Origin of the sequence: Glycomyces terrestris, assembly GCF_003933745.1 — a bacterium.
GTDB classification, from domain to species: Bacteria; Actinomycetota; Actinomycetes; order Mycobacteriales; family Micromonosporaceae; genus Glycomyces; species Glycomyces terrestris.
This window is the reverse complement of record NZ_RSEB01000011.1, coordinates 1-25,558: the sequence shown is the minus strand read 5'-3', so window position 1 is coordinate 25,558 and position 25,558 is coordinate 1. Positions and strand designations below refer to the sequence as shown.

Annotated in this window: 19 protein-coding genes and 1 pseudogene; 8 read left to right on the top strand and 12 right to left on the bottom strand. The window is 71.0% G+C overall.

Features of this window, described 5'->3' with window-relative positions; genetic code table 11:
* Positions 1-368: 368 nt before the first annotated feature.
* Positions 369-3,782 carry a hypothetical protein gene (locus tag EIW28_RS24445; RefSeq protein ID WP_158630522.1) on the top strand — a complete coding sequence of 1,138 codons (3,414 nt, stop codon included), beginning with the start codon at positions 369-371 and terminating at the stop codon, positions 3,780-3,782.
* Positions 3,783-3,827: 45 nt separating this feature from the next.
* Here the strand turns inward: EIW28_RS24445 and EIW28_RS23830 are convergent, their stop codons facing one another.
* Positions 3,828-4,832 (bottom strand): hydroxyacid dehydrogenase, encoded by a 1,005-nt coding sequence (locus tag EIW28_RS23830; protein WP_125250220.1) that lies wholly within the window; start codon positions 4,830-4,832, stop codon positions 3,828-3,830.
* A gap of 273 nt (positions 4,833-5,105) precedes the next feature.
* Between EIW28_RS23830 and EIW28_RS23825 the strand changes: the two genes are divergently transcribed.
* A complete protein-coding gene (locus tag EIW28_RS23825) occupies positions 5,106-6,767 on the top strand; it encodes an RICIN domain-containing protein (protein ID WP_125250219.1) in 1,662 nt (553 codons plus the stop codon).
* A 54-nt stretch (positions 6,768-6,821) separates the two neighbouring features.
* Here the strand turns inward: EIW28_RS23825 and EIW28_RS23820 are convergent, their stop codons facing one another.
* The 3 genes from EIW28_RS23820 to EIW28_RS23810 are packed head-to-tail and all read right to left on the bottom strand — an operon-like array spanning position 6,822 to position 10,365.
* The gene (locus EIW28_RS23820; protein WP_125250218.1) at positions 6,822-7,724 is read right to left on the bottom strand and encodes a carbohydrate ABC transporter permease; all 903 of its coding nucleotides are present in this window, start codon (positions 7,722-7,724) and stop codon (positions 6,822-6,824) included.
* A complete protein-coding gene (locus EIW28_RS23815; RefSeq protein ID WP_197717448.1) occupies positions 7,724-8,701 on the bottom strand; it encodes an ABC transporter permease in 978 nt (325 codons plus the stop codon). The genes EIW28_RS23820 and EIW28_RS23815 overlap by 1 nt, the downstream gene beginning before the upstream one ends.
* The gene (locus tag EIW28_RS23810) at positions 8,698-10,365 is read right to left on the bottom strand and encodes a type 2 periplasmic-binding domain-containing protein (protein WP_125250217.1); all 1,668 of its coding nucleotides are present in this window, start codon (positions 10,363-10,365) and stop codon (positions 8,698-8,700) included. Before EIW28_RS23810 ends, EIW28_RS23815 begins: the two co-directional genes overlap by 4 nt.
* A gap of 328 nt (positions 10,366-10,693) precedes the next feature.
* On the opposite strand from EIW28_RS23810, the gene EIW28_RS23805 reads away from it, so the two are divergent.
* Positions 10,694-11,716: a LacI family DNA-binding transcriptional regulator gene (locus EIW28_RS23805; RefSeq protein WP_125250216.1), complete on the top strand. Its 1,023-nt coding sequence runs from the start codon at positions 10,694-10,696 to the stop codon at positions 11,714-11,716.
* Positions 11,717-11,766: 50 nt separating this feature from the next.
* Here EIW28_RS23805 and EIW28_RS23800 read toward each other — a convergent pair whose 3' ends face one another.
* Positions 11,767-12,969, bottom strand: a complete 1,203-nt coding sequence (locus EIW28_RS23800; protein ID WP_125250215.1) for a Gfo/Idh/MocA family protein — start codon at positions 12,967-12,969, stop codon at positions 11,767-11,769.
* A gap of 109 nt (positions 12,970-13,078) precedes the next feature.
* Between EIW28_RS23800 and EIW28_RS23795 the strand changes: the two genes are divergently transcribed.
* The gene (locus EIW28_RS23795; protein ID WP_125250214.1) at positions 13,079-13,900 is read left to right on the top strand and encodes a helix-turn-helix domain-containing protein; all 822 of its coding nucleotides are present in this window, start codon (positions 13,079-13,081) and stop codon (positions 13,898-13,900) included.
* A 46-nt stretch (positions 13,901-13,946) separates the two neighbouring features.
* A complete protein-coding gene (locus tag EIW28_RS23790; protein WP_125250213.1) occupies positions 13,947-14,702 on the top strand; it encodes an alpha/beta hydrolase family protein in 756 nt (251 codons plus the stop codon).
* 45 nt (positions 14,703-14,747) lie between these two features.
* Here EIW28_RS23790 and EIW28_RS23785 read toward each other — a convergent pair whose 3' ends face one another.
* The 4 genes from EIW28_RS23785 to EIW28_RS23770 form a co-directional block, all read right to left on the bottom strand.
* On the bottom strand, positions 14,748-15,950 hold the full coding sequence (locus EIW28_RS23785; protein ID WP_125250212.1) for an alpha-L-fucosidase: 1,203 nt from the start codon (positions 15,948-15,950) through the stop codon (positions 14,748-14,750).
* A 2-nt stretch (positions 15,951-15,952) separates the two neighbouring features.
* Positions 15,953-16,402, bottom strand: coding sequence for an RbsD/FucU family protein (locus tag EIW28_RS23780; RefSeq protein ID WP_232014192.1), 450 nt, complete (start codon positions 16,400-16,402; stop codon positions 15,953-15,955).
* A gap of 88 nt (positions 16,403-16,490) precedes the next feature.
* The gene (locus EIW28_RS23775) at positions 16,491-17,798 is read right to left on the bottom strand and encodes an L-fuconate dehydratase (RefSeq protein ID WP_125250211.1); all 1,308 of its coding nucleotides are present in this window, start codon (positions 17,796-17,798) and stop codon (positions 16,491-16,493) included.
* A 111-nt stretch (positions 17,799-17,909) separates the two neighbouring features.
* Entirely contained in the window at positions 17,910-18,920 is a 1,011-nt protein-coding gene (locus EIW28_RS23770; protein ID WP_125250210.1) for a LacI family DNA-binding transcriptional regulator, read from the bottom strand.
* Between the two features lie 109 nt (positions 18,921-19,029).
* Between EIW28_RS23770 and EIW28_RS23765 the strand changes: the two genes are divergently transcribed.
* Genes EIW28_RS23765 through EIW28_RS23755 form a run of 3 tightly spaced genes read left to right on the top strand, consistent with a single transcriptional unit; the run spans position 19,030 to position 21,770 of the window.
* Complete coding sequence (locus EIW28_RS23765) at positions 19,030-20,058, top strand: zinc-dependent alcohol dehydrogenase (protein ID WP_125250209.1); 1,029 nt, start codon at positions 19,030-19,032, stop codon at positions 20,056-20,058.
* A complete protein-coding gene (locus EIW28_RS23760) occupies positions 20,055-20,810 on the top strand; it encodes an SDR family oxidoreductase (protein WP_125250208.1) in 756 nt (251 codons plus the stop codon). Before EIW28_RS23765 ends, EIW28_RS23760 begins: the two co-directional genes overlap by 4 nt.
* A gap of 15 nt (positions 20,811-20,825) precedes the next feature.
* Positions 20,826-21,770, top strand: coding sequence for a glycoside hydrolase family 43 protein (locus EIW28_RS23755; protein ID WP_125250207.1), 945 nt, complete (start codon positions 20,826-20,828; stop codon positions 21,768-21,770).
* Positions 21,771-21,928: 158 nt separating this feature from the next.
* Here EIW28_RS23755 and EIW28_RS23750 read toward each other — a convergent pair whose 3' ends face one another.
* From EIW28_RS23750 to EIW28_RS25735, 3 genes and pseudogenes are all read right to left on the bottom strand, one after another.
* Positions 21,929-24,301, bottom strand: coding sequence for a sialidase family protein (locus tag EIW28_RS23750; protein WP_125250206.1), 2,373 nt, complete (start codon positions 24,299-24,301; stop codon positions 21,929-21,931).
* A gap of 186 nt (positions 24,302-24,487) precedes the next feature.
* Positions 24,488-25,426 (bottom strand): carbohydrate ABC transporter permease, encoded by a 939-nt coding sequence (locus tag EIW28_RS23745; protein WP_125250205.1) that lies wholly within the window; start codon positions 25,424-25,426, stop codon positions 24,488-24,490.
* Positions 25,423-25,558: pseudogene (locus EIW28_RS25735) on the bottom strand (sugar ABC transporter permease); the annotation flags it as partial. The gene EIW28_RS23745 and the pseudogene EIW28_RS25735, both read right to left, overlap by 4 nt.

The window sequence follows — 25,558 nt, the reverse complement described above, 5'->3', positions numbered from 1 at the left end:
GAACGCGGCCCTGGTCCAGCTGTGGAGCTGCCACGCCGGCACCAACCAACGCTGGACCATCACGTAACTCCGGAGCCGCTCCGCTCCCCGATCGCCCGGGCCCCTCGCGGGACCCGGGCGATCGCGTTGCGCGCCAAGAGATTCCGGCCCGGCCGGAATAGAAAACGATATCTCAAACGATCGTCAGCAGCAGCCGAAAACGCGTGCATCAGACGATGCCGAGCACGCCCGGAGCGGCATCCAAAGCGCGAAAACGGCATTGAGCTGGAACAACAAGCCGAATCCGCTCGACCTTGCTCCACCACTGGGAATGAGATATCGTTATCTCTCGATAGAAAACGATCTCTCGAACGGAGCTGGTACCTCTCATGCATCCCCCCACGGCCGCCTCCCGCGGCCGCGCCCTGCGCGGGCGCGCCGCGGCGCTCACGGCGGCAATGCTGCTCTCCCTGGGACTCCTCCAACTCGCCCCGCCCGCCGGACCCGCGGCGGCACAGGACGCCGGAGTCTGCGATCTGCGATTCCACTCCACGACGAGCGAAGCCGGGTTCAGCCACCCCGGCATCGGGCTCACCGAGCCCATCATCGAGAACGTGCGCACCCAGCTCGCGGCCGGAGCCGAGCCGTGGGTCTCCGGGTTCGACGCGCTCAAGCGCTCCAGCGCGGCCGGCGAGACCGTGAAGCCCTCCAACGCCGGGTCCGACCCGACCAAGCCGCGCACCACCGCGTTCAACGCGGGCACCAGGGGCATGTTCGAGGCGGACGGCCTGAAGTCCTACACGCAGGCGGTCCTGCACGTGCTCACCGGAAAGGAGGTCTACCGCAAGAACGCCCTGGCCATCATCCGCAACTGGGAGCAGATGGACCCCGCGAAGTTCGAGTACTACACCGACTCGCACATCCACAACGGCATCCCGCTCTTCCGCATGGCCTCCGCCGCCGAACTGCTGCGGTACACCAGCTGCGGCGACGACCCGGCGCTCGCCTGGACCGAGGCGGACACCCGCGCCTTCAGCGACAACCTGATCAGGCCCGCGATCGCCACGTTCATGTCCTCCCCGGACCACTTCATGAACCAGCACAACTACCCGCTCCTGGGCTCCATGGCCGGCTCGATCTTCATGGACGACACCGCGCTGTACCAGGAGAAGGTCGAGTGGTTCACGGTCAACGAGACCGCGAAGGACGAGGGCTTCAACGGCTCCATCGCCAGGCTCGCCCGCTGGGTCGACCGGAACGACAAGACCGGCGAGCCCATCGACGACCCCCATGTGCAGCTGGTCGAGATGGGCCGCGACCAGGCCCACGGCGGCGGCAACCTCACCAACTTCGCGGCCCTGTCCCGCATGATGACCGCCCAGGGCACCGAAGTGGACCCGGTCGACGGCACCGTCTCGACCGCCGCCGACGCCGTGGGGCCCTACGAGTTCCTGGACGACCGCATCCTCAAGGCCGCCGACTACTTCTGGCAGTTCATGTCCGGCCGCGACCCCGAGTGGACGCCCGTCGGCTACGCGATCTCGCCCGACGGCACGATCCGCGACACCTACGACCACATCGCCGACGGCTACCGCGGCCGGTACGCCACCGCCAGCTTCTGGGAGATCTACTACCACTACGAGTACCGGCGCGGCGAGGACGTCGAGGCCATCGCCCCGTACTTCGCCGAGGCCTACGCCAAGCGCCCCACCCCCGTCCAGATCGGCTGGGACGGGCGCGACGGCGGCGGCGACTCCTGGATGTTCGCCCCCGCCGAAGCCGCCGGCGAGACCGCTCAAGCGCCGAACGCCGACCCCGACATCCTCGAGGTCGAGCACCGCTACACGCACCTCGCCGGCGACGTCGAGCTGGGCGAGGGCTTCGTCAGCCTCGCCGGCGGATCGAAGATCGCCTACCTCAGCGGCGCGAGCAGCAGGACCCAGCAGGGCTTCCTCGTCCGCACCGAAGGCCCCGCCGTCATCCACCTCGGCGGCGTCAGCCACGACGACACCGTCAGGCGCGACACCTCCGTGACCGTGCCCGACACCGGCGGCGAATGGCGGTACGTCACCGTCACCAGGGGCATGGACAACATCCTGTTCATCGAGACCGAGGGCGCCGCGGTCGACATCGACCACATCAACACCAACGCCGAGGCCGAACTCGACGGCCCGGTCTTCCCCGAGGACGCCGCCGACCGCGTCGTCGGCTGGCCCGGCGCCGACCTGGTCCTCGACCTCGCCGCCACCGCCGCGGACGGCACCGCCTACAGCGCCACCGATCTTCCCGACGGCGCCGAGTTCGACGCCGCCACCGGACGGCTCAGCTGGACCGGCGAGGACTCGGGGACGATCACCGTCGCCGCCGACGACGGCACGAGCGTCGCCGCGCGCACGATCGTCCTCGACGCCGCAGCCGACCGGCAGAGCGCGCTCGCGCTCGCAATGGAGGACTACGAGCCGGAGGACGGGTACGAGTCCGCGACCGAGGCCGCCTTCACCGCCGCGCGCGACACCGCCGAAGCGGCGCTCCAGGACGGCGCCGACGACGAGTACGCGACCGCCCTGGCGGCCGTGGTCGCCGCGGCCGACGGCCTGCGGCTCATCTCCCCGAGGTCCGAAGTGGACGGAAGTCTCGACTATGCGAACCTCCTGCACGCCTCCACCGCGGGGACCCGCGCCGCGCTGCTCGTCGACGGCGACAACCAGACGGGAACGGCGTACCCGCAGGCCGTCAACATGTCGCACACGTTCGACTTCGGCCCCGACTTCCGGGTCTCGGCAAGGGAGTTCGGCTTCCAGAGCAACATCTTCGCCGACCGGCTCGCCAACTCGACCGTGTACGGCTCGAACGACGGCGTCGAATGGACCCGGCTGACCCCCGGGGTCACGCAGTTCACCCAGGACTTCAACACCCTCGAAGTGGAGCCGGAACTCCGCGACGACCGGTTCCGGTACATCAAGGTCCAGATGATCGAGCAGCTGCCGGACGTCCTCTACGGGATCGTCCGCGGCGTGTTCGAGATGACCGAGTTCCACATCTACGGCGAGCGCCACGAGATCGGCAACCAGATCGCGTCGGCCTCCATCGCCTCCGAGGACGCCCTGGCGGGCAAAGTCTCCGTGGGGGACACCGTGACGGCCACGCTCACCACGAGGAAGCCGGTCGACTCCCTCACGGTGAACGTCATGGGCGTGACGGCGGAGGCCACCTCTGCGGACGGCGTCAACTGGACCGCCGCGGTGGTCCTCGACGGCGTCGAGCCCGGGCCGGTCACGCTCTCCGCCGAGTACGTCTACGGCGGTGAAGCCGGCCCCGCCTTCTACGGCACCACCGACGGCTCCGCGCTGTTCGTCGGCGGACATCCGGACCAGTTCATCGACGTCGCGGAGGTCGCCACCGTCATCGCCTCCGACAAGCAGTGGCCCGGGAACAGGCTCCCCGCCGACCAGGTCGGCTACCTGCTCTTCGACCATGACGCCGCCACCTTCGGCGACCTCAACACCGGCACGGGCTCCTACTACACGATCGACTTCGGCGCGGGAACCGAAGTGCACCTCGACCAGGCGTACTTCCTGCCGCGGGCCTCGCATCCGACGCGGGCCAACGGCACGATCGTGCAAGGCTCGGACGACGGGGCCACCTGGACCAACCTGACCGTGGCGCTCACCGGCGGCACCGCGAACAAGTGGATCCAGAGCACCGCCGCCGGCGATGACCACTACCGATACTTCCGCATCTACAACGCGGGAGCCTGGAGCGGCAACCTCGCCGAAGTCGAGTTCTACGGCGACTTCGCCTGACACCGACCGCCCCGCCGCGCAGTCCGCGCGGCGGGGCGGGCGGACTCACGCCTGGATCGCGAGCAGGCCGGGGTCGACGGCGTGCCGCAGCGGTTCGCCCGCGGCCAGCCGCTCGGCCTCCTCGACGATGCTCAATCCCATGCGGGCGAGCTCGTTGCCCTGCGAGCCCGCCACGTGCGGCGTGAGGAACACGTTCGGCAGGTCGAACAGCGGCGATCCAGACGGCAGCGGCTCGGGGTCGGTGACGTCGAGGATCGCCGAGATCCGCCCGGTCGCCAGCTCGGCGGCGAGCGCGTCGGTGTCCACGAGCGAACCGCGCGCGGTGTTCACCAGGACCGCGCCGTCCTTCATGGCCGCCAGCCGCTCGGCGTTCACGAGCCGCCGCGTCTCGGGCAGGTCGGGGGCGTGGACCGAGACGATGTCGGCCGCGGCCATGAGCGCGTCGAGGCCGACCAGGCGCACGCCGAGGCGGTCGGCCTCGTCCCCGTCCACGTACGGGTCGGCCAGGAGCACCTCGAAGTCGAAGGGGCGCAGCAGTTCGATCACGCGGCGACCGATCCGCGAGGCCCCGATGAGCCCCACGGCGCGCCCGAAGTTGCCGGCCGCGCCGTGGTCCTCGCCGACCACGAAGCCGCGCTCGGAGCGGAACCGCTCGCGCAGCCCGAAGACGTCCTTGCCCGCCAAGAGGATCATCCCGAGCGTGTACTCGGCGACGGGGACGGCGTTCGCATCCTGCGCCGAGACCACGGCGATGCCGCGCTCGTGGACGGCGCGGTCGACCCACTGGACGCTGCCGGCGGCGTGGAGCACGGCCCGCAGCCTGCCCGCGGCGGCGAGCGCCGGGGGATCGAACCGCGGTGCGCCCCAACCGGTGACGACCACCTCCGCCGCGGCTAGTACGGCGGCCGCCCGATCGTCGGCGAAATCGCGGACGACGAGACCCGGATCGATGTCGAGGACGGCGCGGAGGCGGCTCATGTACGGCTCGGGGAACAGCTTCGGGAGGTAGACGGGGTCCATCGCGAACAGGCCGGGGATGCGGTCGGTCATGTGGCGTTCCTTGGTAGGTCCGAGAGATAACGATTTCTAACTTAGGGCGCATCACGGGTTTTGTCGAGGCGGCGATCCAGCATGCAGGACGCCGAAGCTCCCCCGGATGCAGGCCGAATCCAGGTCGAGACCGCACGACTCACGATCGAGGGTCACTCGAATATTGACATATCTCAATGAAAACCTTATCTTCGAACCAGGGAGATAGCGTTATCTACGCGCGGTCCGGAATCTCCCGCCCACCCCTCGCCTACGACAGCCGAAGGAGCCTCCATGACCGACAACCGCACCGGCAGCCCCCGCTTCAAGCGCCGGAACCTCCTCAAGGGCGCGTTCGCCGCGAGCGCCCTGGCCGCCGCCGGCGCCGGCGGCCTCGCCACCGCGCAAGCCCAGCAGCACACCGCGCAAGCCGACGCGCTCGCCCACCCGGGCATGCTCCACCTCCAAGCCGACTTCGACCGCATGCGCGCCAAGGTCACCGCCGGCGCCCAGCCCTGGAAGGCGGGCTGGGACAAGCTCCTCGCCAACGCCCACTCCCAGAGCACCTGGACGCCCCAGCCCGTCGAGGAGATCGTCCGCGGCAGCACCGACAAACCCCAGAACTACTGGCTGCTCTACAACGACGCGCACGCCGCCTACCAGAACGCCCTGCGCTGGCGCATCACCGGCGACACCGCGCACCGCGACGCGGCCGTCCGCATCTGCAACGCCTGGTCGCAGACCCTGAAGTCCATCTACTACCCGCCGTCGGACTCGCGCCTCGCCTCCGGCATCTACGGCTACCAGTTCGCCAACGCCGCCGAACTCATCCGCGGCGCGCCCGGGTTCGACCTCGGCCGCTTCCAGCAGATGATGACCACGGTCTTCTACGAGCTCAACAGCGACTTCCTCGTGCGCCACAACAACACCTGCGACACCCACTACTGGGCCAACTGGGACCTGTGCAACATGGCGTCTATCCTCGCCATCGGCATCCTCTGCGACGACCAGGCCAAGATCGACGAAGCCGTGGACTACTTCCACAACGGCGCGGGCGCCGGATCGATCACCAACGCGATCCCGTTCGTCCACGGCGACCTCGCCCAGTGGCAGGAGTCCGGCCGCGACCAGGCGCACGCCATCATGGGCATCGGCCTCATGGGGGCCTTCATGGAGATGGCCTGGAACCAGGGCATCGACCTCTACGCCGCCCGCGACAACGCGTTCGCGAAGGCCACCGAGTACGTCGCCCGCTACAACCTCGGCTACGACGTGCCGTTCACGACCTACCGCAACTGCGACGGCGTCGAGCACACCGCCGTGTCCTCCGGCGGGCGCGGCCAGATCCGGCCGGTGTGGGAGCTCGTCTACAACCACTACAGCGTCCGCCGCGGGATGCGCATGCCCCACGTCGCCCGCATGGCCGCGCTGGCCCGGCCCGAAGGCGGCGGCGGGGACTACGGCGGCAACTCGGGCGGCTTCGACGCCCTCGGCTGGGGCACGCTCGCGCACCTGCGCTCCACCCCGGCGGTCGTCTCCGGCGGCACCTACCTGCTCATGTGCGAGCGCTCCGGGAAGCTCCTCGAGAACGGCCGCTCCACGGTAGACGGCCGGCCGGTGATCCAGTGGGGCGAGAACGGCGGCGCCCAGCAGCGCTGGAGGATCACCGACGTCGGGAGCGGCCACCACAAGCTCGTCTGCGAGCACTCGGGCAAGGCCCTCGACAACGGCAACTCCACCGTCGAAGGCGCGCAGGTCAAGCAGTGGACCGACAACGGCACCGCCGCGCAGCGCTGGAGGATCGCGGACGTCGGCGGCGGCGCCGTCGAGCTCACCTGCGAACGATCGGGCATGGTCCTCGACAACGGCAACAAGGAGGCCGACGGCGACCCCGCGATCCAATGGGCGGACAAGGGCTCCGTGCCGCAGCGCTGGCGCCTGATCCGCGTCGCGTGACGACGCGAGGGGGCCGGGCGCGACAGCGCCCGGCCCCCTCGCGATCCGGTCGGTTCAGCCCTTGACGGCGCCGGTGAGGACGCCGGAGGTGAAGTAGCGCTGGAGGAAGGGGTAGACGACGAGGATCGGGACGGTGGCGAGGACGATGACGGCCATCTGGAGCGTGACGCCCGGGGGCGGCGGCTGGTCGGGGGAGACGACCGCCCCGGGGATCTGGACCCCCGCCAGGACGTACTGCTGGAGCACGACCTGGATGGGCCACTTCTCGCTGTCGTTGATGTACAGCAGGGCGTTGAAGTAGGTGTTCCAGTAGCCGACGGCGTAGAACAGGCCCATGACGGCGAGCACCGGCTTCGACAGCGGCAGGACGATCTGGAGGAAGATCCGCCATTCGCCGGCCCCGTCGATCCGCGCGGCTTCGATGAGTTCCTCTGGGAGGCCCTGGAAGAAGTTGCGGATGACGATCATGTTGAACGCCGAGATCAGCCCGGGGATGATGAGCGACCAGGTGGAGTCGAGCAGGCCCAGGTACTTGACGAGCATGAAGTTGGGGATGATGCCGGCGCTGAAGAACATGGTCGCCAGGATCATCACGAGCACGAACTTCGCGCCGGGGACCTGGCGCGTCCTCGCCAGTCCCCACGCGAGCATGGAGGTCGCCGTGAGCGACAGGAGGGTGCCGGTGAGGGTGATGAACAGCGAGTTCTGGAGGCCCTGGGTCACGGTGCCGCCGTTGAAGATCGCGCGGTAGGCGTCGAGGGAGAACTCGGTCGGGAACACGACGCCGGCGCGGGCCTGCGAGGGGGCCGCGAAGCTCATCGCGATGACGTACACGAGCGGGTACAGCATGGTGATCACGATCAGGCCGATCACCACGGCCTTGACCGCGCGGATCCACGGCGACGGCGGGCTGAGCCAGGGCGCTCCCTGACGGCGTTGTTGCGCGAGTGCGGTCATCAGTAGATCCCTTCTCCGCCGAGTCGTTTGGCGATCTTGTTGGCCGACAGCACGAGGATGGTGCCGATGACGCCCTTGAGCAGACCGGCGGCGGTCGCGACGCCCCACTGGCCGCCGAGGACGCCCCGGAAGTACACGAACGTGTCGAGCACTTCGGCGGCTTCGGCGCCGACCATCGGCTGCTGCAACAGGAGCTGTTCGAAGCCGACGGTGAGGATCGACCCGATGTTGAGGATGAGCAGGAGGGTCGCGACCGGGACGAGGGCCGGGAGCGTGATGTGCCAGGTCCGCTGCCAGCCCGAAGCGCCGTCGATCGCGGCCGCTTCGTAGCGGTCGTTCGGGATGCCCGCGATCGCGGCGAAGAAGATGATGGTGCCCCAGCCGCAGTCCTTCCAGATGTTCTGGGCCACGACCAGGAGCTTGAAGGTGTCGGCGTTCGTCATCGCGTCGAACCCGCTGACGCCCCAGCCGTCGAGCAGGCCGGCCACGAGGCCGCCGCCGCCGAGGACCTGCTGCCACACCGAGATGACGATGACCCACGACAGGAAGTAGGGCAGGTACACGACGGTCTGCACGAGGCGTTTGATGCGCTCGGACAGGAGCGAGTTGAGCAGGAGTGCGAGGGCGATCGGGGCCGGGAACGCGAAGACGAGCTGGAGCACCGCGATGACGAGGGTGTTCTCGAGCGCCTGGAGCACCGCCGGGTCTTCGAGCAGCACCGTGAAGTTGGCGAAGCCGACGAACGGCGACCCGGTGAATCCCCGGAACGGCGAGTACTGCTGGAACGCCACGATGTTGCCGAGCATCGGCACGTAGGCGAACACCAGGAAGAACAGTGCGCCGGGGACGATGAACGTGTAGGTCCAGCGCTCGCGCCAGATGCGTTGCCGCAGTGTGCCTTTGCGCTTGGAGGCGGCGGAAGGCCCCGAGGCCCGCTCGGTGCGGGTCTCGGGGCGGGCGGCGGTGTCCACGCTCACTTGCCGGCGTCCTTGAGCGCCTGCGTGTACTCGTCCCTGACCTGGGTGCCGCCCTGCGACATGTAGTCGGCGACGAACGAGTCGAGGTCGCCGATGCTCTCGCGGCCGGTGATGACCCCGGTCTCGAAGTCCGTCCACAGCTGCTTGAGCTGCGCGCCCTTGGTGACGAACGTCTGGGAGGCGCCTTCGAGACCGGTGAGCGGCCGGTCGATCGAGTTCTGGGCCAGGGACTCCATGACGGTGACGAACGAGTCCGCCCACGGCGCGGCGTTCGGGTGGATGCGGTAGGAGTTGTCACCGGACGAGACGCCCACGTACTGCACGCCGAGCTCGGTCATGTACTCGGTGTTGGTGACGGGCATGCCGTGCTCGTCGAATTCGAAGTGGCGCCCCTGCTGGCCCGAGCCGATGAACAGGGCCTCCTCGGACCCGAACGGCGCGGAGAAGTAGTCGAGGACGTTGAGGATCTCGGTGAGCCGGTCCTCGTCCTCGGCCGCGGCGGCCGAGACGCAGGTGGAGCGGCCGTAGGGGATGTTGCGGACCACGAGCTGCGAGGAGCCGTCGAAGCCGGGCATGTCGAAGAAGTCGAACGTCGCGCCGGGCAGGTCGGCCTCCCACTGCGACAGGCCCGTGGCGCCGATGGCCGCGCCGACCGCGTCGTAGCGGATCGCCGCGCCCGAGACGATGTCGGTCGGGGTGGGGGACATCGAGACCGGGTCGAAGAGGCCCTCGGCCCACGCGCGGGCGAGCCATTCGAGCATGAGCCGGTAGTTCTCGGTCTCGATCATGTGGACCAGGTCGCCGGCGTCGTTCTGCTGCCATTCGGGGCCGGTCTTGAACAGCCGCTGGAACATCGACGCGGTCCCGGGGTGGGCGTCGTACTTGTTGAGGCCGTAGACCTGCTGCCCGCCGGGCCCGGTGCCGAGCGCGGAGACCTCCTTGAGCATGGTGAACAGCTCGTCGGCGTCCTTGGGGGCGCGGCCGATCGAGGTCTGGTCGACCAGGTCGGTGCGCATGACCGGCAGGTTCGTCAGCGCCCAGACGATCGAGGGGATCTGGTAGATCCGCCCGTCCTTGAGGCTGGCCTTCCAGATCTCCTCCTTGCGCGCGGCCAGGTTGGGCCACTTGAGGATGTTGTCGCCCGAGAGCGTCTCGGACAGGTCGGCGAACGCCCCGTCCCGGATGCCCTGGAGGTTCACCGCGGACTGGTCGTTCACGAACACCAGGTCCGGGACCTCGCCCGAGGCGAGCATCGTCGCGAACTTCTGGTCGAACACCGGCTGGGGCACGAACTGCGGCTCGAAACTGACCCCCAGGCGCTCGTTCAGCTCCTGCCAGTACGGGTTCTCCTCCAACGGCTTCGACGGATCGCCCCACGTCAACTGAAAGCTCGTGACCGTCCCGCCCGAACCCGGCTCGCGCTCCACCGACTTGAAGTACGTCTTGGGGTAGTCGGTGTAGACGGACTCCATGCCGGGTGTCTCGGACGCGTAGTACGGCTGGACGTCGAGATCCGGGGCGGGCTGGTAGGTGGGGATGTCGTAGTCGCCGCCCGCGGCGCCCCCGCCGTTCCCGGAGCAGCCCGCGGCGCCGGCGCCGACCGCCGCCGACGCGGCCGCCGCACCCGCGGCACCGAGGAACTTGCGGCGTGAGAATTCGACCATGAGAGGGGCCTCCTGAAGATGTCGCTGTGAGAGTCGGCGCAACCGCCGGGGGAGGCCGCGGGGTGCCGGAAGGGTCGGACTCCGTGGCGCAGCGCCGAGAGAAGGTTATCAACACGATCGACAGCGGTCAATGATCTGCGTATTCGGGAGCGCGGCTCAGACCGGAACCTCGACGCGATCCGGCACATACAAGCAGTTCACAGGCGTCGCATCGCGACTACTGCTGCTCCGAAATCGATCTTGCGACTGCCTGCATGGTGAGATAACGATGATCCCGAACGCCGATCCCCGGCGTCGTCCACACTGACCGTCTCGTATCCTCGAAGCCATGTCCTCCTCGAAGTCGTACCGCGCCCCCGTCCTCGCCGACGTCGCGAAGGCGGCGGGCGTCTCGGTGCCCACCGTCTCCCGCGTGCTCAACGGGACCAAGAACGTCGCCCCGGAGCTGGCCAGGCGCGTGCACGCCGCGGTGAAGGAGCTCGGCTACCGCCCGAACAGCGCCGCCAGGTCGCTGCGGCTGAGCCAGCCGAACCTCATCTCGATCATCGCCGAGGCCACCACCTCCAGCTACGGCTACGCGAACACGCTCAGCGGCATCGAGACGGCCGCCCAGCGGGCCGGGATGTCGGTCTCGATAACGATCGTCTCGTCGGACGAGGACGAATCCGTCATGCGCGCCGTCGACCTCGCCCTGTCCCAGCCCATCGGGGGCGCGATCGTCCTGGAGTTCAACCAGGCGGGCATCAAGGCGGCGAAGGCGCTGCCCGCCTCGCTGCCGGTCGTCGCGGCCGGCGGCGGGTTGGAGCGCACGGACGGCTCCCTGGCCGCGCTCATCGACGAGGCCGCGGGCGGGCGGCAGGTGACCGAGTTCCTGCTGCGGCAAGGGCATCGGACCGTCCACCACATCGCCGGCCCGACCGGCGGCAAGGTCTCGGGCCGCACCGAGGGCTGGCGCACGGCCCTCCAGGACGCCGGCGCCGAGGTCCCCGCCGTGATGAGCTCCGAGTGGGACGCCCTCTCCGGCTACCGTTGGGGCGAGCGGATCGCCGGCCGCGACGACGTCACCGCCGTCTTCTGCGGGAACGACGAGATCGCCCTGGGCGTCATGCGGGCCCTGGCCGACCGCGGCATCGACGTCCCCGGCGACGTGTCTATCGCCGGATTCGACGGCCAGCCCCTCGTCTCCCTCTGGCGCCCTTCGCTGACGACCGTCGAGCAGGACTTCGAGGACCTGGGGACGCGCGCGTTCGACCTGCTGTCGCAGCAGCTCCAGGGCAAGGGCGACCTGCGGACCTCCGTGGTCGAGCCGCAGCTGGTGGTCAGGGAGTCCACCGCGCCGCCCCGCCGCTGACCGCGGCGCGCGAGACGGTCCCCCGGCCGGGCCGGGGGACCGCCCGATTCCTACACTCGCTCCGGCGCGTCGCCGAAGTCCTCGATCCGCAGCCGCTCGCCGCCGCGCAGCGCCGACTCGTGCGCCACCAGGCCCGGCAGCGTGTACCGCGCCGCCACCCACGCGTTCACGCTCGGCATCGTCCGCTCGTTCACCGCGGTCACGAAGTCGTGCACGAGGAGCTGGTGGCTGCCCATGTGGCCGTTGCCGAGGCCCTTGAACTCGACCGGCAGTCCCGACGTGTCGTGGATGGGCGCGTGACCGGAGATGAACGAGTCGTGCAGCGCCGGGTCCACATTGGCCAGCACGGGGTCGTCGGCGCCCGTCGCCCAGCCCGGCTGCACCAGCTCGGTGCAGTCGTGCAGCGGGCCCGAGCGCTCGTGCCAGAAGGTCGAGCGGGAGTTCTGCTCCAGGATGCCCTCGGTGCCGTAGAACGTGAACCGGGACTCGGGGATCCAGTGGGCCAGCCCGACCCGCCGGAACTCGTTGGTGCGCATGCTGCCGCCGTCGGCCGTCTCGAACAGCGCGGTCGCGTTCGAGAAGTCGTTGTCGAACATGCTCACGGCCTTGTCGAAGACGCCGTCGCCGCGCTGGTCCGGCACGCCGATCGCGCTCACGCTCACCGCGTGCGTGTTCCAGGCCCCGAGCACGCCGCCGATCGCGTGGGTCGGGTACTTGAGCGGCGGGAAGCTCGCGGTGCGCTTCCAGTCCTCGCCGCCGCTGTACTGGTAAGCGGCGTAGAAGCCGTGGTCCATGTCGTGCACGTAGTCGCCCTCGGCGAAGAACAGCCGCCCGAACGCGCCCTCGGCCGCCTTCTGCCTGGCGAGCACCGTGACCGGGTGGTAGTGGCTCGTCTCGCCCATCATGTACGTCAGGCCGGTCTCCTCGACCGCCTCGATGATCTCCCCGATCTCCTCCACCGTGAAGGCCATCGGCACCGCCGAGTACACGTGCTTGCCCGCGCGCAGCGCCCGCACCACGAGCGGCCCGTGCGTCCACCGCTGCGTGAAGACCGCGACGGCGTCCACGTCGGAGGCGAGCATCGCGTCGAAGTCGTCCTCCACCCCGGCCAGGCCCAACTCGCCCACGAGGGACGCGGCGCGCTCGGGGAGGAGGTCGGTCGCGGTGACGCGCGAGACGCCCGGGTGGGCGTCGAACAGTTTCGCGAACGCGCCGGCGAACTGCCCGGCGCCGACGAAGCCGATTGAGAACACAGGGACTCCTTGCTGGTGGGGCCGGTCGGTCGTGGGCGCCTCCGGCCGTTGCGGCACCACCGTATAAGTTTCGATAGGAGAATTCTTCACTGATTGGAGCGAGTCTTTCTTGGATCCTCAGATCGAGATCGCCCCGCCCGAGCTCGTCGGATGGGCCGGGCGGCCCATCCTCATGGACACCGCCCACCAGCACGACGACCTGGAGATCAACTTCGTCGCCGAAGGTGGCACCATGCTCTACCTGTTCGGCGGCGAACCCGTCGAGATCGGCCCCGGATCGGTCGCGGCCTTCTGGGCCGCCGTGCCCCACCAGCTCGTCGCCAACTCCGCGACCCGCGTCCACTGGGTCCACGTCCCCTTCGCGACCTTCCTCGGCTGGGGCCTGCCCACCGGGCTCGTCGGCCGGCTCCTCTCGGGCCTGCCGCTCATCGCCCCGCCCACCGCGGTCATGGCCTCCGACCCCGCGAACTTCACCCAGTGGGCCGCCGACCTCGCCAGCGCCCACCCCGAACGCCGCCGCATCCTCCTCCTCGAGGTCGAGGCCCGCGTCCGCCGCCTCGCCCTCGACGCGCCCCAGGAACCGGTGCGCCAGTACGCCGGCGGCGACCCCGCGCTGCGCCACGTCGTCACGATGGTGCGCCACATCGCCGAGCACTTCCGCGAACCGCTGACCGTCGCCGACGTCGCCGCCGCGGCCCGCCTGCACCCGAACTACGCCATGACCCACTTCGCGAAGATCGTGCGCACCACGATCATCGACTACCTCACCCGCTGCCGCCTGGCCGAAGGACGCCGCCTGCTGGTCACCACCGACCTGTCGATCGCGGCCGTCGCCGCCGACTCCGGCTTCAGCTCGGTCAGCCGCTTCTACGCCGCGTTCAAGTCCGAATGCGGCCTCCCGCCGGCCGCCTACCGCAGGCAGCACCGGTGACCACCGACCCCGGATCATCCCTTCCGACAAGATAGGTTCTGCCCTGATGGAATACCTCGACATCGAGCACGAGGGCCGCACGCTCCGCGGCGTCCTGCACCTGCCCGTCGGCCCCGCGGCCGCGGTCCCGGCGGTGGCGCTCTGCCACGGCTTCGGCGGCAACCGCGCCGAGTTCGGCTACACGTTCGTGCGCCTCGCCGAGCGCCTGGCCGAGCGCGGCGTCGCCGCCTACCGGTTCGACTTCGCCGGGTGCGGCGACTCCGACGGCGACTTCGACGAGCTCACCGTCTCCGACCAGGTCGCCCAGGTCGGCGCGGTCCTCGCCGCGCTGGCCGCGCACCCGGCCGTCGACCCGGACCGCTTGTCGCTCATGGGGATGAGCCTGGGCGGCCTGACCGCGCAGCTGGCCGCCGCGCGGCATCCGGTGCGGTCGCTGACGCTGTGGGCGCCGGCGGCCGCGGCCGTGTCCATGGACGAGGAGGCGGCGAAGCGCCGCGCCGACGCGATCGCCGCGGCCGGCTACGACGACTTCGGGGGCCTGCCGGTGCGCCGGCCGTTCGTCGACGACGCCGCGACGATCGACGCGTTCGCCGACGCCGCCCCGTACCCGGGCCCGGTGCTGCTGGCCGTGGGCACCGAGGACTTCGTGCTCGGCTCCGAACTCCTCGACCGCTACTGGGGCACGTACGGCGACCGGCTCGACCTGCACGTCTTCGACGGCGTCGGGCACGGCTTCGAGACCGTGGCCGCCCGCGAGCGCCTGGTCGAGCTGAGCGCGGCCTTCACCGCGCAGCACGCCTGAGCCGCCGGGGGCGGGGCCGCCCCGCGCGGCCCCGCCCCCGGCCGGTCACTCGGGCAGTGCGATGCGCACGACCTCGCCGGCCGCCTCGACGCGCACCGCGCCGGGCCGGTCGGCGACCACGACGGTCCGGCCGGCGCTCGTCCAGGCGCGGCACCAGTTGCCGTCGTCGGCGGCCACCGCGCCCTCGGCCAGGACCTGCCGGTCGGCGGTGTACGCCTTGACCTCGGTCATCCACGGGGCCACGCCGTTGAGGGTGCGCAGCTGGACGTCGGGGAGGCGCCCGGACGCGTCCGGTCCGACGTTGAGCAGGAGCCGGCCGCCGCGCGAGACCACGTCGACGTAGTGCTTCGCCAGCTCGCGCGGGCTCAAGGTGTGCTGCTCGTCCTCGACCCGGTTGTAGCCGAAGGAGGAGCCGAGGCCGCGGTTGTGCTCCCAGCCGGTGCCGGTCTCGTGGTCGGCGCCCATGGAGTACTCGCTGGTGCGGTAGTCCCACACGTCGGCGCCCCAGCGGTCGTTCACGATCCCGTCGGGCACCTCGCCGCGGTAGTAGGCGATGAGCGCTTCGAGCGAGCCGTCCTCCTTGCCCGCCTCGGGCCATTCGATGTCGTTCCACAGCACCGAGGGCCGGTAGCGGTCGATGAGGTCGCGCACGTGCGCGGTGGCGTAGGCGGCGTACTCGGCGTCGTTGGGGCGGTGACGCCAGATGTCCTCGACCTCGACGATGGGCGGGGCGTCGGTGATCGACCAGTCGAGGCCGCCGGAGTAGTACACGCCGAAGCGCATCCCCTCCGCGCGTACCGCCTCGGCGAGCGGGCTGAGCAGGTCGCGCTTGGGGCCGCGGTCGACGGTGTTGAACCCGCCGGTGCCCGGGGCGTCCCACAGGGTCACGCCGTCGTGGTGCTTGGTCACGGGCACCACGTAGTCCGCGCCCAGGCTCCGGAAGGCCCGCGCCCAGGCGGCCGGGTCGTACGCCTCGGCCCGCCACTGGTCGAGGAAGTCCTCGTACGGCGCCGACCCGTAGACCTCCGCGTGGTGCGCGGCCGCCAGGGAGCCTTCGATGCGGATGGTGTTCGCGTACCACTCGGCGTAGGAGCTGTGCTTGAACCAGCCGCCCTCGGGCTCGGGCTCGCCGGCGATGTGCTCCGGCTCGGCCCACGCGGGGACCGCGTACGCCCCCCAGTGGATGAAGATCCCGAGGCTCGCCTCCTGCGCCCATTCGGGCAGGCGCTCGCGGTGCGTTCCGGTCATGGTCAGCGGTCCTTTCGGGGGGTCACGCCGGCGACGCCGACGGTGAGCAGCAGGTTCGCGTACTGGCGCCGGTCGCCGGTGGCGACGACGACGGCGGTGTCCGCCGTCCGCGCGAGGTCGTAGAAGGCGAAGCGCTCGACCTCCTCGAACGGCACCTCCGCGCCGAGCGCGGCGCGGTAGCCCTCGTGCGCCGGCACCGGGGCGCCGCCCGAGGCCATGACGGCCGCGTGCTCGATCGGCACGGCGTCGAGCAGCGGTTCGAGGACCTGGTCGACGTCCAGCAGTCCCGGGCGCAGGTTGAGGTGGATCATCGCCGCGGCCGGGTTCACGTGCGTGGAGCACGGGAAGTGGCCGTCGGCCAAGAGGATCCGCGAACCGTGCCCGGCCGCGGCGAGCGCGGCCAGGAGCGGCGGGTGGATGAGGTCGTAGTGGAGCAAGGCTGTCCCTTCCATGGCGGGCTCATGCCGAGGCTAGGCGCGGCGCCCGCCGGCCGGAAGGTCCAGGTTCACCGTCTACTGGTCGGTTCTCACCATCGCGGGTCTACGCGGACCGGTGCCGCCAGTAGGTCCCGTCGGGGTAGGCGAACTCCGCGATCGAGGCCGCGCGCATCTCCGCGGAGTACCCGGGCCGGCTCGGGAGCAGGTAGTGGCCGTTCTCGACCAGGCACGGGTCGGTGAAGTGCTCGTGGAGGTGGTCGACGTACTCGGTGACGCGGTCCTCCAGCGAGCCCGAGACGGCCACGTAGTCGAACACCGACAGGTGCTGGACCAGCTCGCACAGGCCCACGCCCCCTGCGTGCGGGCACACCGGGACGCCGAACTTCGCGGCCAGCAGGTAGACGGCGATGATCTCGTTGACGCCGGCCAGGCGCGCGGAGTCGAGCTGGAGGTAGTCGATCGCCTCGGCCTGGAGCATCTGCTTGAACAGGACCCGGTTCATGCCGTGCTCGCCGGTGGCGACGCGGACCGGCGCCACGGCGCGGCGGACGGCGGCGTGGCCGAGCACGTCGTCGGGGCTGGTGGGCTCCTCGATCCAGTGCGGCTCGAACTCGGCCAGGGCCTTGACCCACTCGATGGCCTCGGGCACGTCCCACACCTGGTTCGCGTCGATCATGAGCTTGGCGTCCCAGCCGATGACCTCGCGGGCGATCCGCAGGCGGCGGCGGTCCTCCTCGAGGTCGGACCCCACCTTGAGCTTGACGTGCCGGTAGCCCTGGTCGACGGCCTCCTGGAGCAGGCGGCGGAGCTTGTCGTCGCTGTAGCCGAGCCAGCCGGCGCTGGTGGTGTAGCACGGGTAGCCGCCGCGGGCCTCGAGCGCGGCGACGCGCTCGGCGCGGGTGTCGTACCGCTCGCGCAGGATCGCCAGGGCCTCCTCGCGGGTGAGGGCGTCGGAGAGGTAGCGCAGGTCGGCGGCGTCCACGAGCTGCTCGGGGGTCATGTCGGCGAGCAGTCGCCACAGCGGCTTGCCCGCGGCGCGGGCGGCGAGGTCCCAGACGGCGTTCATGACCGCGGCGAGCGCGATGTGGACGACGCCCTTCTCGGGGCCGAGCCACCGCAGCTGCGAGTCGGACTGGAGTTCGCGGTAGAGCGCGCCGGGGTCGGCGGTGATCGCCTCGACGTCGCGGCCGATGAGCCGGACGGCGTGCTGGAGCGCGGCCGCGGTGACGATGTCGTTGCCGCGGCCGATGGTGAAGGTGAACCCGAAGCCGGAGAACTCGGGGTCGTCGGTCCGGAGGATCACGTAGGCGGCGGAGTAGTCGCCGTCCTTGTTCATCGCGTCGGAGCCGTCCATGGTCAGCGAGGTGGGGAAGCGGACGTCGTGGGTCTCGACCGCGTCGATGAAGGTCATGCGGGTTCCTTGGGAGGTGAGGCGGCGCAGTGGGGGGCGGCGGTGCGCAAACGATTGATCAGGCGTTGACGATAGTCGCCGCGCCCTTCCGGTGCAAGACCCGCGCCGCCCTCAGCGCGCCGGCGGAGCGGTGGAGGCGCGTTCGACCAGGGCCGGCGCCGGGTCCTCCACGGCCCGGTGCGCGACCGGCCTGCCCGCGGCGACCTCGGCGAGCAGCGCCACCGCGGTCCTGCCGAGCTCGTACAGGGGCATGCGGACGCACGTCAGCGGCGGCCAGGTGTGCTCGGCCGTCCACGCGTCGTGGATCGCGACCACGGACAGGTCGCGGGGCACCGCGAAGCCCTGGGCCCGGGCCTGCGCGAGCACTCCCACGGCCGCGTTGACGTTCGCCGCGACGACCGCGGTCGGCGGCTCGCGCCGCGCCAGCAGCTCGGCCGCGGAGGCCCGCCCGTCCGCCTCCCGGTATCCGCGCCAGGTGACGAGCCCGGGCTCGGCGGGCAGGCCCGCCTCGAGCACCGCCGCCAGGAACCCGTCGGCCCGCCGCCGCGCCGACGGCGACGCGGACAGGCCCCCGGCGAAGCCGATCCGCCGGTGCCCCAACGCGATCAGGTGCTCGGTGGCGCGCCGCGCGGCGAGCGCGTCGGGCACCACCACCGACCCGGCGCCGGGGATCTCCTGGTGGATGGTCACCAGCGGCGCCCGCTCGCCCACCGCCTCCGCCAGCGCCGCCGGGTCGGCCCCGTCGCGCGGCTGGAGCACGATCCCGTCGACCCGGCCCTCGCCAAGGAGCCGGTCGAACATGGGCCCGCCCGGCTGCATGTCCTCGCTGCGCGCCAGCAGCATCACGCACCCGCGCGCCACCGCCTCGTCCTCCACGCCGCGCGTGAGCTCGGTGAACAGCGCGTTCGTCACATCCGGGACCACGAGCGCGATGACGTCGGTGCGGGCCAGCTTCAGCGCCCGGCCGGCGAAGTTCGGGTGGTAGCCGACCTCGGCGGCCGCCCGCCGCACCCGCTCGCGCGTCGCCTCGCTCAGCCGCGCCGCCGGGTCCCCCGAGAGGACCCTCGACACCGCCGACACCGAGACGCCCGCCCGGGCCGCCACATCACTGAGCTTCGCCATCGGTCCAGTATCACCTACGGCGAAAACCGATGATCAAACGATTGCGCAATCGCGGGATGTGTGCGATCCTCATCCGCGACCGTTCCCCACACCACCCGAGGAGGCACCCGTGCTCGCCGCACACTACGCCGGGAACCGGACCATGACCGTGGGGGAGACCGACCCGGCCCCGCCCGGCCCCGGCCAGGTCCAGATCGCCGTCGCCTACAACGGCATCTGCGGCACCGACCTCCACATCCTCAACGGCCACATGGACGCCCGCGTCACCACCCCGGCCGTCATCGGCCACGAGATGAGCGGCACCGTCGCCGCCCTCGGCGAGGGCGTCACCGACCGGGCCGTCGGCGACCCGGTCACCGTCATGCCCCTCGCCTGGGACGGCACCTGCCCGGCCTGCCGCGCCGGCAACGCCCACGTCTGCCAGAACCTCGACTTCGTCGGCATCGACTCGCCCGGCGCCCTCCAGGGCCGCTGGAACGTCGACGCCGGACTCCTCGTCCCCCTGCCGCCCACCCTCTCCCTCCGGCACGCGGCACTCGTCGAACCCACCGCCGTCGCCGTCCACGACGTGCGCCGCGCCGAACTCGCCCCCGGCCAGAAGGCCGTCGTCATCGGCGGCGGCCCCATCGGCGTCCTCATCGCCGCCGTCGCCCGCTCCTTCGGCGGCGACGTCGTCGTCATCGAACTCGACCCCAAGCGCCGCAAGGCCGTCGCCGACCTCGGCCTCACCGTCCTCGACCCCGCCGACGACACCGTCGCGCACGTCGAGGAGTGGACCGGCGGCGCCGGCGCCGACGTCGTCTTCGAAGTCTCCGGCGCCGCCGCGGCCGTCCTCGGCGCGGTCGACTACGCCAAGGTCCGCGGCACCCTCGTCGTCGTCGCGATCCACCCCGAGCCCCGCCCGGTCAACCTCCAGCGCGTCTTCTGGCGCGAACTGCGCCTCCTCGGCGCCCGCGTCTACCAGCGCGACGACTTCGACACCGCCGTCGCCCTCCTCGACGCCGGCGAGATCCCCGCCGACGCCCTCATCACCAAGACCGTGCCGCTCGCCGAGATTCAGTCCGCGTTCGACGCCCTCACCGGCGGCGACGCCATGAAGATCCTCGTCGACGTCCAAGCCGGACAGGAGCCCGCATGAACCCCTTCGACCTCACCGGCCGCCTCGCCGTCGTCACCGGCGCCAAGCGCGGCATCGGCTTCGCCATGGCCGAAGCCCTCGCCGCCGCCGGCGCGGACGTCATCGGCGTCAGCGCCACCATCGAACCCGAAGGCTCCGCCATCGGACAGTGCGTCACCGGCCTCGGCCGCGCCTTCCGCGCCCTCCGCGCCGACCTGAACGACCCCGCCCAGACCGCCGCGCTCGCCGAGTCCCTCGCCGCCGAACCGGTCGACATCCTCGTCAACAACGCCGGCACCATCCGCCGCGCCCCCGCCGCCGAGCACTCCGACGAGTTCTGGAACGAGGTCCTCCAGGTCAACCTCACCAGCCAGTTCGCGCTGGCGCGCGCGGTGGGCCGCTCGATGCTCGCGCGCGGCGGCGGGAAGATCGTGTTCACCGCCTCGCTCCTGAGCTTCCAGGGCGGCATCAACGTCCCCGGCTACGCGGCCGCGAAGTCCGGCATCGCCGGCCTCACCCGCGCCCTCGCCAACGAGTGGACCTCCCGCGGCGTCACCGTCAACGCGATCGCGCCCGGCTACATCGCCACCGACAACACCCAAGCGCTGCAAGACGACCCGGACCGCTCCAAGGCCATCCTCGACCGCATCCCCGCGGGACGCTGGGGCCGCCCCGGCGACCTCGCCGGCGCCACGGTCTTCCTCGCCAGCCCCGCCTCCGACTACGTCTCGGGCGCCGTCATCCCCGTCGACGGCGGCTGGCTCGGGCGCTGACCGGAGGAGCGGAACATGCGACCGTACGCGGGCTACCTCTACGCCCACTTCAAACGCGAGTCGGCCGACGGCGAGCAGATCCACTTCGCGCTCAGCGACGGCGACGACCCGCTGCACTTCACCGACCTGAACGGCGGCCGGCCCGTCCTCACCTCGACGCTCGGCGAGCGCGGCGTCCGCGACCCCCACATCGTCCGCTCACCGGACGGCGAGCGGTGCTTCATGGTCGCGACCGACCTGCGCGTCTTCGAGCGCACCGACTGGGACGAGATGCAGCGCCGCGGCAGCCGCTCGATCATGGTCTGGGAGTCGACCGACCTCGTCGACTGGGGCGAGGGCCGCCTCGTCGAGGTCGCCCCCGCGGCCGCGGGCAACACCTGGGCCCCCGAAGCCGTCTGGGACCCCGAGCAGGACGCCTACCTCGTCCACTGGTCCTCCTCGCTCTACGAGGACGCCGCGCATGAGAGCGAGAGCTACAACCGGATCATGTGCGCCACCACTCGCGACTTCCGCGCGTTCTCCGAGCCGCGCGTGTGGGTCGACCGCGGCTGGAACACCATCGACGCCACGGTGATCGAACACGAGGGCCGCTACTACCGCTTCCTCAAGGACGAGCGCGCCCGCGGCGGCCCCGCGCCCCGCGGCAAGTCGGTCTTCTCCGAGACCGCGGCCTCGCTGACCGCGCCGCACTGGGAGCCCCTTGCCGAAGGCATCGGCCTCGGCCCCATCAAGCAGGGCGAGGGCCCGCTCGTCTACCGGTCGAACACCGAGGACAAGTGGTACCTCTGGATCGACGAGTTCACCCCCGAGCGCCGCTACGTCCCCTTCGAGACCACCGACCTCGCCGGCGGGCACTGGACGCCCTGCGCCGACTTCCGCCTCCCGCCCGACCCCTGCCACGGCGTCGTCCTCCCCGTCACCGCGGAGGAGCACGCGCGCCTCAAGGCGGCCTGGACCTGACCGGGCGGACCCGCCGACGCGACGACGCCGCCCCGCGAGATGCGGGGCGGCGTCGTCTCACTGATCGCTGACGGAGCGTCCACCGCTGGTTCGCAGTGGCACGACCGCAGGCGCACCGTCGTGCCGGCCGCCCCGCGGTTCGCGGGGCGGCCGGCACGTCAGGCGATGTCGCCGTAGATGATGCCGCGGCCGTTCGTCGTCAGGTAGACGCGGCCGTAGACCTGCGGGTCGCCGGTGATCGCGGACCCCGACCACGCCCACTGGTGGTCGTCGTCGTTGATGCGGGTCCAGCGGTTGCCGCCGTCGGTCGAGCGGTAGATCCCGGCCTTGCCGTCCCGCTCCGCCGAGGTGTAGACCGTCGGATAGCCGGAGTGCCTGGCGGCCTTGCCGAAGCCGACGGACTCCGCCGTCTCGAACGCGGCGATGCGCTTCCAGGTGGCGCCGCCGTCCTTGGAGCGCCACATGCCGCCGCCGATGCCCTCGGTCTCGTCGCCGCGCCCGGCGAGCCAGACGTGGTTCTTGCGGCCCGGCACGGCCCGGAAGTCCTCGACGGCCCCGGACGGCAGGCCGGTCGCGCCGGTGTCGGCGAAGGTCTTGCCGCCGTCGGTGCTGCGGTAGAACCTCCCGGCGGCGAACGAGTACAGGACCGAGGCCTTGACGCGGTCGGAGCGGATCTTCGCCCCCGCCGGGAGGCCCTCGACCGGCTGCCACGTCTCGCCGAGGTCGGTGCTGTACACCGGGGTCACCTCGGTGTCGCTGGGGGACCACACGATCGCGGACCCGTCGGCGGTGATCGCGACGGTCCCGCCGTGGCCGCTCCCGGGGACGCCTTCGACGCGGGCGGTGTTGCGCCAGGTCTTCCCGCGGTCGGTGGAGACGCCCACGTGGCCCTTCTCGTCGCCGTGCACGTTGCCGGTGCCGACGACGAGGTCCGGGTCCGCCTGCGCGAAGTCGACGCTGGTGCCGGTGGACCAGTCCGTGTCGATCATGGGCTCGGCCCGGTCGAGGTCGGTGTGGACGAAGCCGCCGACGTCGCCGACCGCCGAGACGAGCGTGCCGCCGATCGCGGCGAGGTCGAGGACCGCGCACTCCTCGACGCCCTCGGCGCGGACGCCGACGGTGAACTGCTCGATCGGCAGCGCGACGCGCTCGCCGGCCTCGTTCTCGCCGATGAGTTCGCCCTGGGCGTCCCACTGCGTCAGCGACTCGGTGCCCCAGATCGTGGCGCCGGTGCCCCACATGATGCGGTCGGAGTCGTGCGGGTCGATGGCGAGCGCGTCGATCATCCAGCCGTGCTTGACCGCGTACGCGTGCCCTTGGTCCTCGCCGTTCCACGACAGCCACGGGCTGCCGCTGTTGTCCATGACGAACCGGTCGTGCCGCTCCTGCCCCTCGGCGTAGTCCCAGCTGATCGACCAGGTCGCACCGGAGTCGGTGGAGCGGAAGAGGATCTCGTCGGGGTGCCAGTTGTTGCGCGTGGCCGCCATGAGAGTGCCGGGGTTCTGGCGGTCGACGGTGATGCCGCCGAAGCCCGGAATCCCGCCGCGGGGGTTGTAGGTCGGCGTGATGTCGGTCCATTCGCCGGTCTGGGTCGCCAGGCGCATGATCTTGCCGCCGGCGCCCGAGGCGGGCGCGCCGTTGTAGGGCCCGGGGTCGTGGCTGGTGACGATGTACAGATACCCGTTGGTGTTGTCCACTGCGGACTGAACGGGGATGGTGCGGTTGCCGTCGGCGCTGCCGAGGGCCTCGACCGCGCCGGGGACGGCCTGCCAGGTCGCCCCGCCGTCCTCGGAGACGTAGAGCGGGTCGGCGGGGTCGGCCACCCCCACGTAGATCCTGCCGCCGATCTGGTCGAAGTCGATCCAGATCACGCCCTGGTTGTCGGCGGAGTACGGGTTGTTCGGGTCCACGACGAAGTTCCCGGGGTTTGGAAAGTTCTCGACCTTCGCCCAGGTGCGGCCGTAGTCCTTCGAGCGCCACAGCCCGTTCCCGCTCGGCGTGCCGAGGTACAGCTCGGCGTTGTCAGCGGGGTTCACCACGAGGCGTTCGCCCATGCCGCGGCCGGGCATGTTGCCGCCCTGCTTGAACGGCAGCTCGGCCGCGCCCCAGGTCTCGCCCTTGTCGTCGGAGTAGAGGACCGCGCCGTTGTTCGGGTCCCAGTCGGTCGTGTAGGTGCCGACGGCGGCGTAGACGCGGTCGGTCTCGACCGGGTCGGTCGCCATGGAGACGACCCCGGACCACCCCCACTTGTCGCGGCCGACCCAGTCCAGCAGCGGCTTCCAGGTCCGGGTGTCCTCCTGCCAGCGGTAGCAGCCGCCGATGTCGGTGCGGGCGTAGATGAGGCCCGGCTCGGTCTCGTTGAAGACGATGCCCGGGACGAAGCCGCCGCCGTTGATGGCGGCGTTCTTCCAGACGTAGGCGTCGCCGCCGCGGCCGCCCTCCTCACGGGCCCAGGCCGGCAGGGTGCCGGCGGTGACCGCGGCGGCGGCCGCCGCCGCGCCGACGGATGCGGTGAATGTGCGTCGTCGCATCAGATGCTCCTTTGCTTTCGATGTGCGAGAGGTCGCGGGGAGCGCCGGGCCGCGGACGCGGCCCGGCGCGGGAAGTGTTCGAAATGCGGTGCGCGCCTTGACAGGTCTGGCCGGGGGAGTGCGGGCGTCCGGGCCCGGCTGTGATCCGGACGCCCTCCCCCTCGCGGACCCTCACAGACCGCGGGTCTATCCCTTCACGGCGCCGGTGATGACGGCTTTCGTGAAGTGCTTCTGGATGAACGGGTACATGAGCACGATCGGGATGATCGTGCAGACCACGACGGCCATCTTGAGCGCGGCGGTCGGGGCGGCCTCGCCCTGGTCGCGGTACTGGGCCGCGGCCTGGGCGCCTTCGGGGAGCCCTTGGGTGGACATGAGCATGCGCTGGAGGACGACCTGGATGGGCTGGGTCTCCAGCCCCGGCGTGTAGAGGACGGCCTGGAAGTACATGTTCCAGTAGCCCACGGCGTAGAACAGGGCGATGACGGCGAGGATCGCCTTCGACATCGGCAGCACGATCGTGAACAGGGTGCGGAACTCGCCGGCGCCGTCCATCTTGGCGGCGTCGAGGAGCTCGCCGGGGATCGCGTTCTGGAAGAACGCGCGCAGGATGATGATGTTGAAGGTGCCCACGGCCCCCGGCAGGATGAGCGCCCAGTAGCTGTTGAACAGCCCGAGCTTCTGCACCACCAGGAAGCTGGGGAACATGCCCGGTCCGAACAGGAACGTCAGCAGGATGAACCACAGGATCGGGCGGTGCAGGAGCGAGCCGGACCTGGAGAGGGCGTAGGCGCCGCAGATCGTCAGGACCATGCTGATGGCGGTGCCGGCGATGGTGAGGACGGTGGTCAGGATCAGGGAGTCGGTGAGCGCGCCGCCGGAGAAGATCTCGGCGTAGGCGCCGAAGCTGATCTCGGTGGGCAGGATGAGGAGGTTGCCGCCGGCGCGGGACAGGGCCTCCTCGCTCGCGAAGCTGGTGGCCAGGACGGCCCACAGCGGCAGCACGATGGCCGCGCCGTAGCAGATCAGGAACAGGGCCTTGACGGCCTTGCCGGCGAGGGAGGGCTCCTCGTCCCAGACGGGGCGGGCGCTCCTGCGGCGGGGTTTGACGTCGATGGCGGTCATGACTTCTGGTAGATCCCTTGCTCTCCGAGGCGGTGCGCGATCTTGTTGGCGACGAGGATGAGGATCAAGCCGATGACGCCCTTGAACAAGCCCGCGGCGGTGCCGAAGGACTCGCCCTGGCTGCCGACGATC

What these genes read in the sequence shown, in the direction of transcription:
- EIW28_RS23790 (WP_125250213.1), top strand. Translation starts at nt 13,947, where the DNA reads ATGGAATACCTCGACATCGAGCACGAGGGCCGCACGCTCCGCGGCGTC.
- EIW28_RS23825 (WP_125250219.1), top strand. Translation starts at nt 5,106, where the DNA reads ATGACCGACAACCGCACCGGCAGCCCCCGCTTCAAGCGCCGGAACCTC.
- EIW28_RS23810 (WP_125250217.1), bottom strand. Translation starts at nt 10,365, where the DNA reads ATGGTCGAATTCTCACGCCGCAAGTTCCTCGGTGCCGCGGGTGCGGCG.
- EIW28_RS24445 (WP_158630522.1), top strand. Translation starts at nt 369, where the DNA reads ATGCATCCCCCCACGGCCGCCTCCCGCGGCCGCGCCCTGCGCGGGCGC.
- EIW28_RS23770 (WP_125250210.1), bottom strand. Translation starts at nt 18,920, where the DNA reads ATGGCGAAGCTCAGTGATGTGGCGGCCCGGGCGGGCGTCTCGGTGTCG.
- EIW28_RS23805 (WP_125250216.1), top strand. Translation starts at nt 10,694, where the DNA reads ATGTCCTCCTCGAAGTCGTACCGCGCCCCCGTCCTCGCCGACGTCGCG.
- EIW28_RS23755 (WP_125250207.1), top strand. Translation starts at nt 20,826, where the DNA reads ATGCGACCGTACGCGGGCTACCTCTACGCCCACTTCAAACGCGAGTCG.
- EIW28_RS23745 (WP_125250205.1), bottom strand. Translation starts at nt 25,426, where the DNA reads ATGACCGCCATCGACGTCAAACCCCGCCGCAGGAGCGCCCGCCCCGTC.
- EIW28_RS23785 (WP_125250212.1), bottom strand. Translation starts at nt 15,950, where the DNA reads ATGACCGGAACGCACCGCGAGCGCCTGCCCGAATGGGCGCAGGAGGCG.
- EIW28_RS23780 (WP_232014192.1), bottom strand. Translation starts at nt 16,402, where the DNA reads ATGGAAGGGACAGCCTTGCTCCACTACGACCTCATCCACCCGCCGCTC.
- EIW28_RS23820 (WP_125250218.1), bottom strand. Translation starts at nt 7,724, where the DNA reads ATGACCGCACTCGCGCAACAACGCCGTCAGGGAGCGCCCTGGCTCAGC.
- EIW28_RS23760 (WP_125250208.1), top strand. Translation starts at nt 20,055, where the DNA reads ATGAACCCCTTCGACCTCACCGGCCGCCTCGCCGTCGTCACCGGCGCC.
- EIW28_RS23750 (WP_125250206.1), bottom strand. Translation starts at nt 24,301, where the DNA reads ATGCGACGACGCACATTCACCGCATCCGTCGGCGCGGCGGCGGCCGCC.
- EIW28_RS23830 (WP_125250220.1), bottom strand. Translation starts at nt 4,832, where the DNA reads ATGACCGACCGCATCCCCGGCCTGTTCGCGATGGACCCCGTCTACCTC.
- EIW28_RS23775 (WP_125250211.1), bottom strand. Translation starts at nt 17,798, where the DNA reads ATGACCTTCATCGACGCGGTCGAGACCCACGACGTCCGCTTCCCCACC.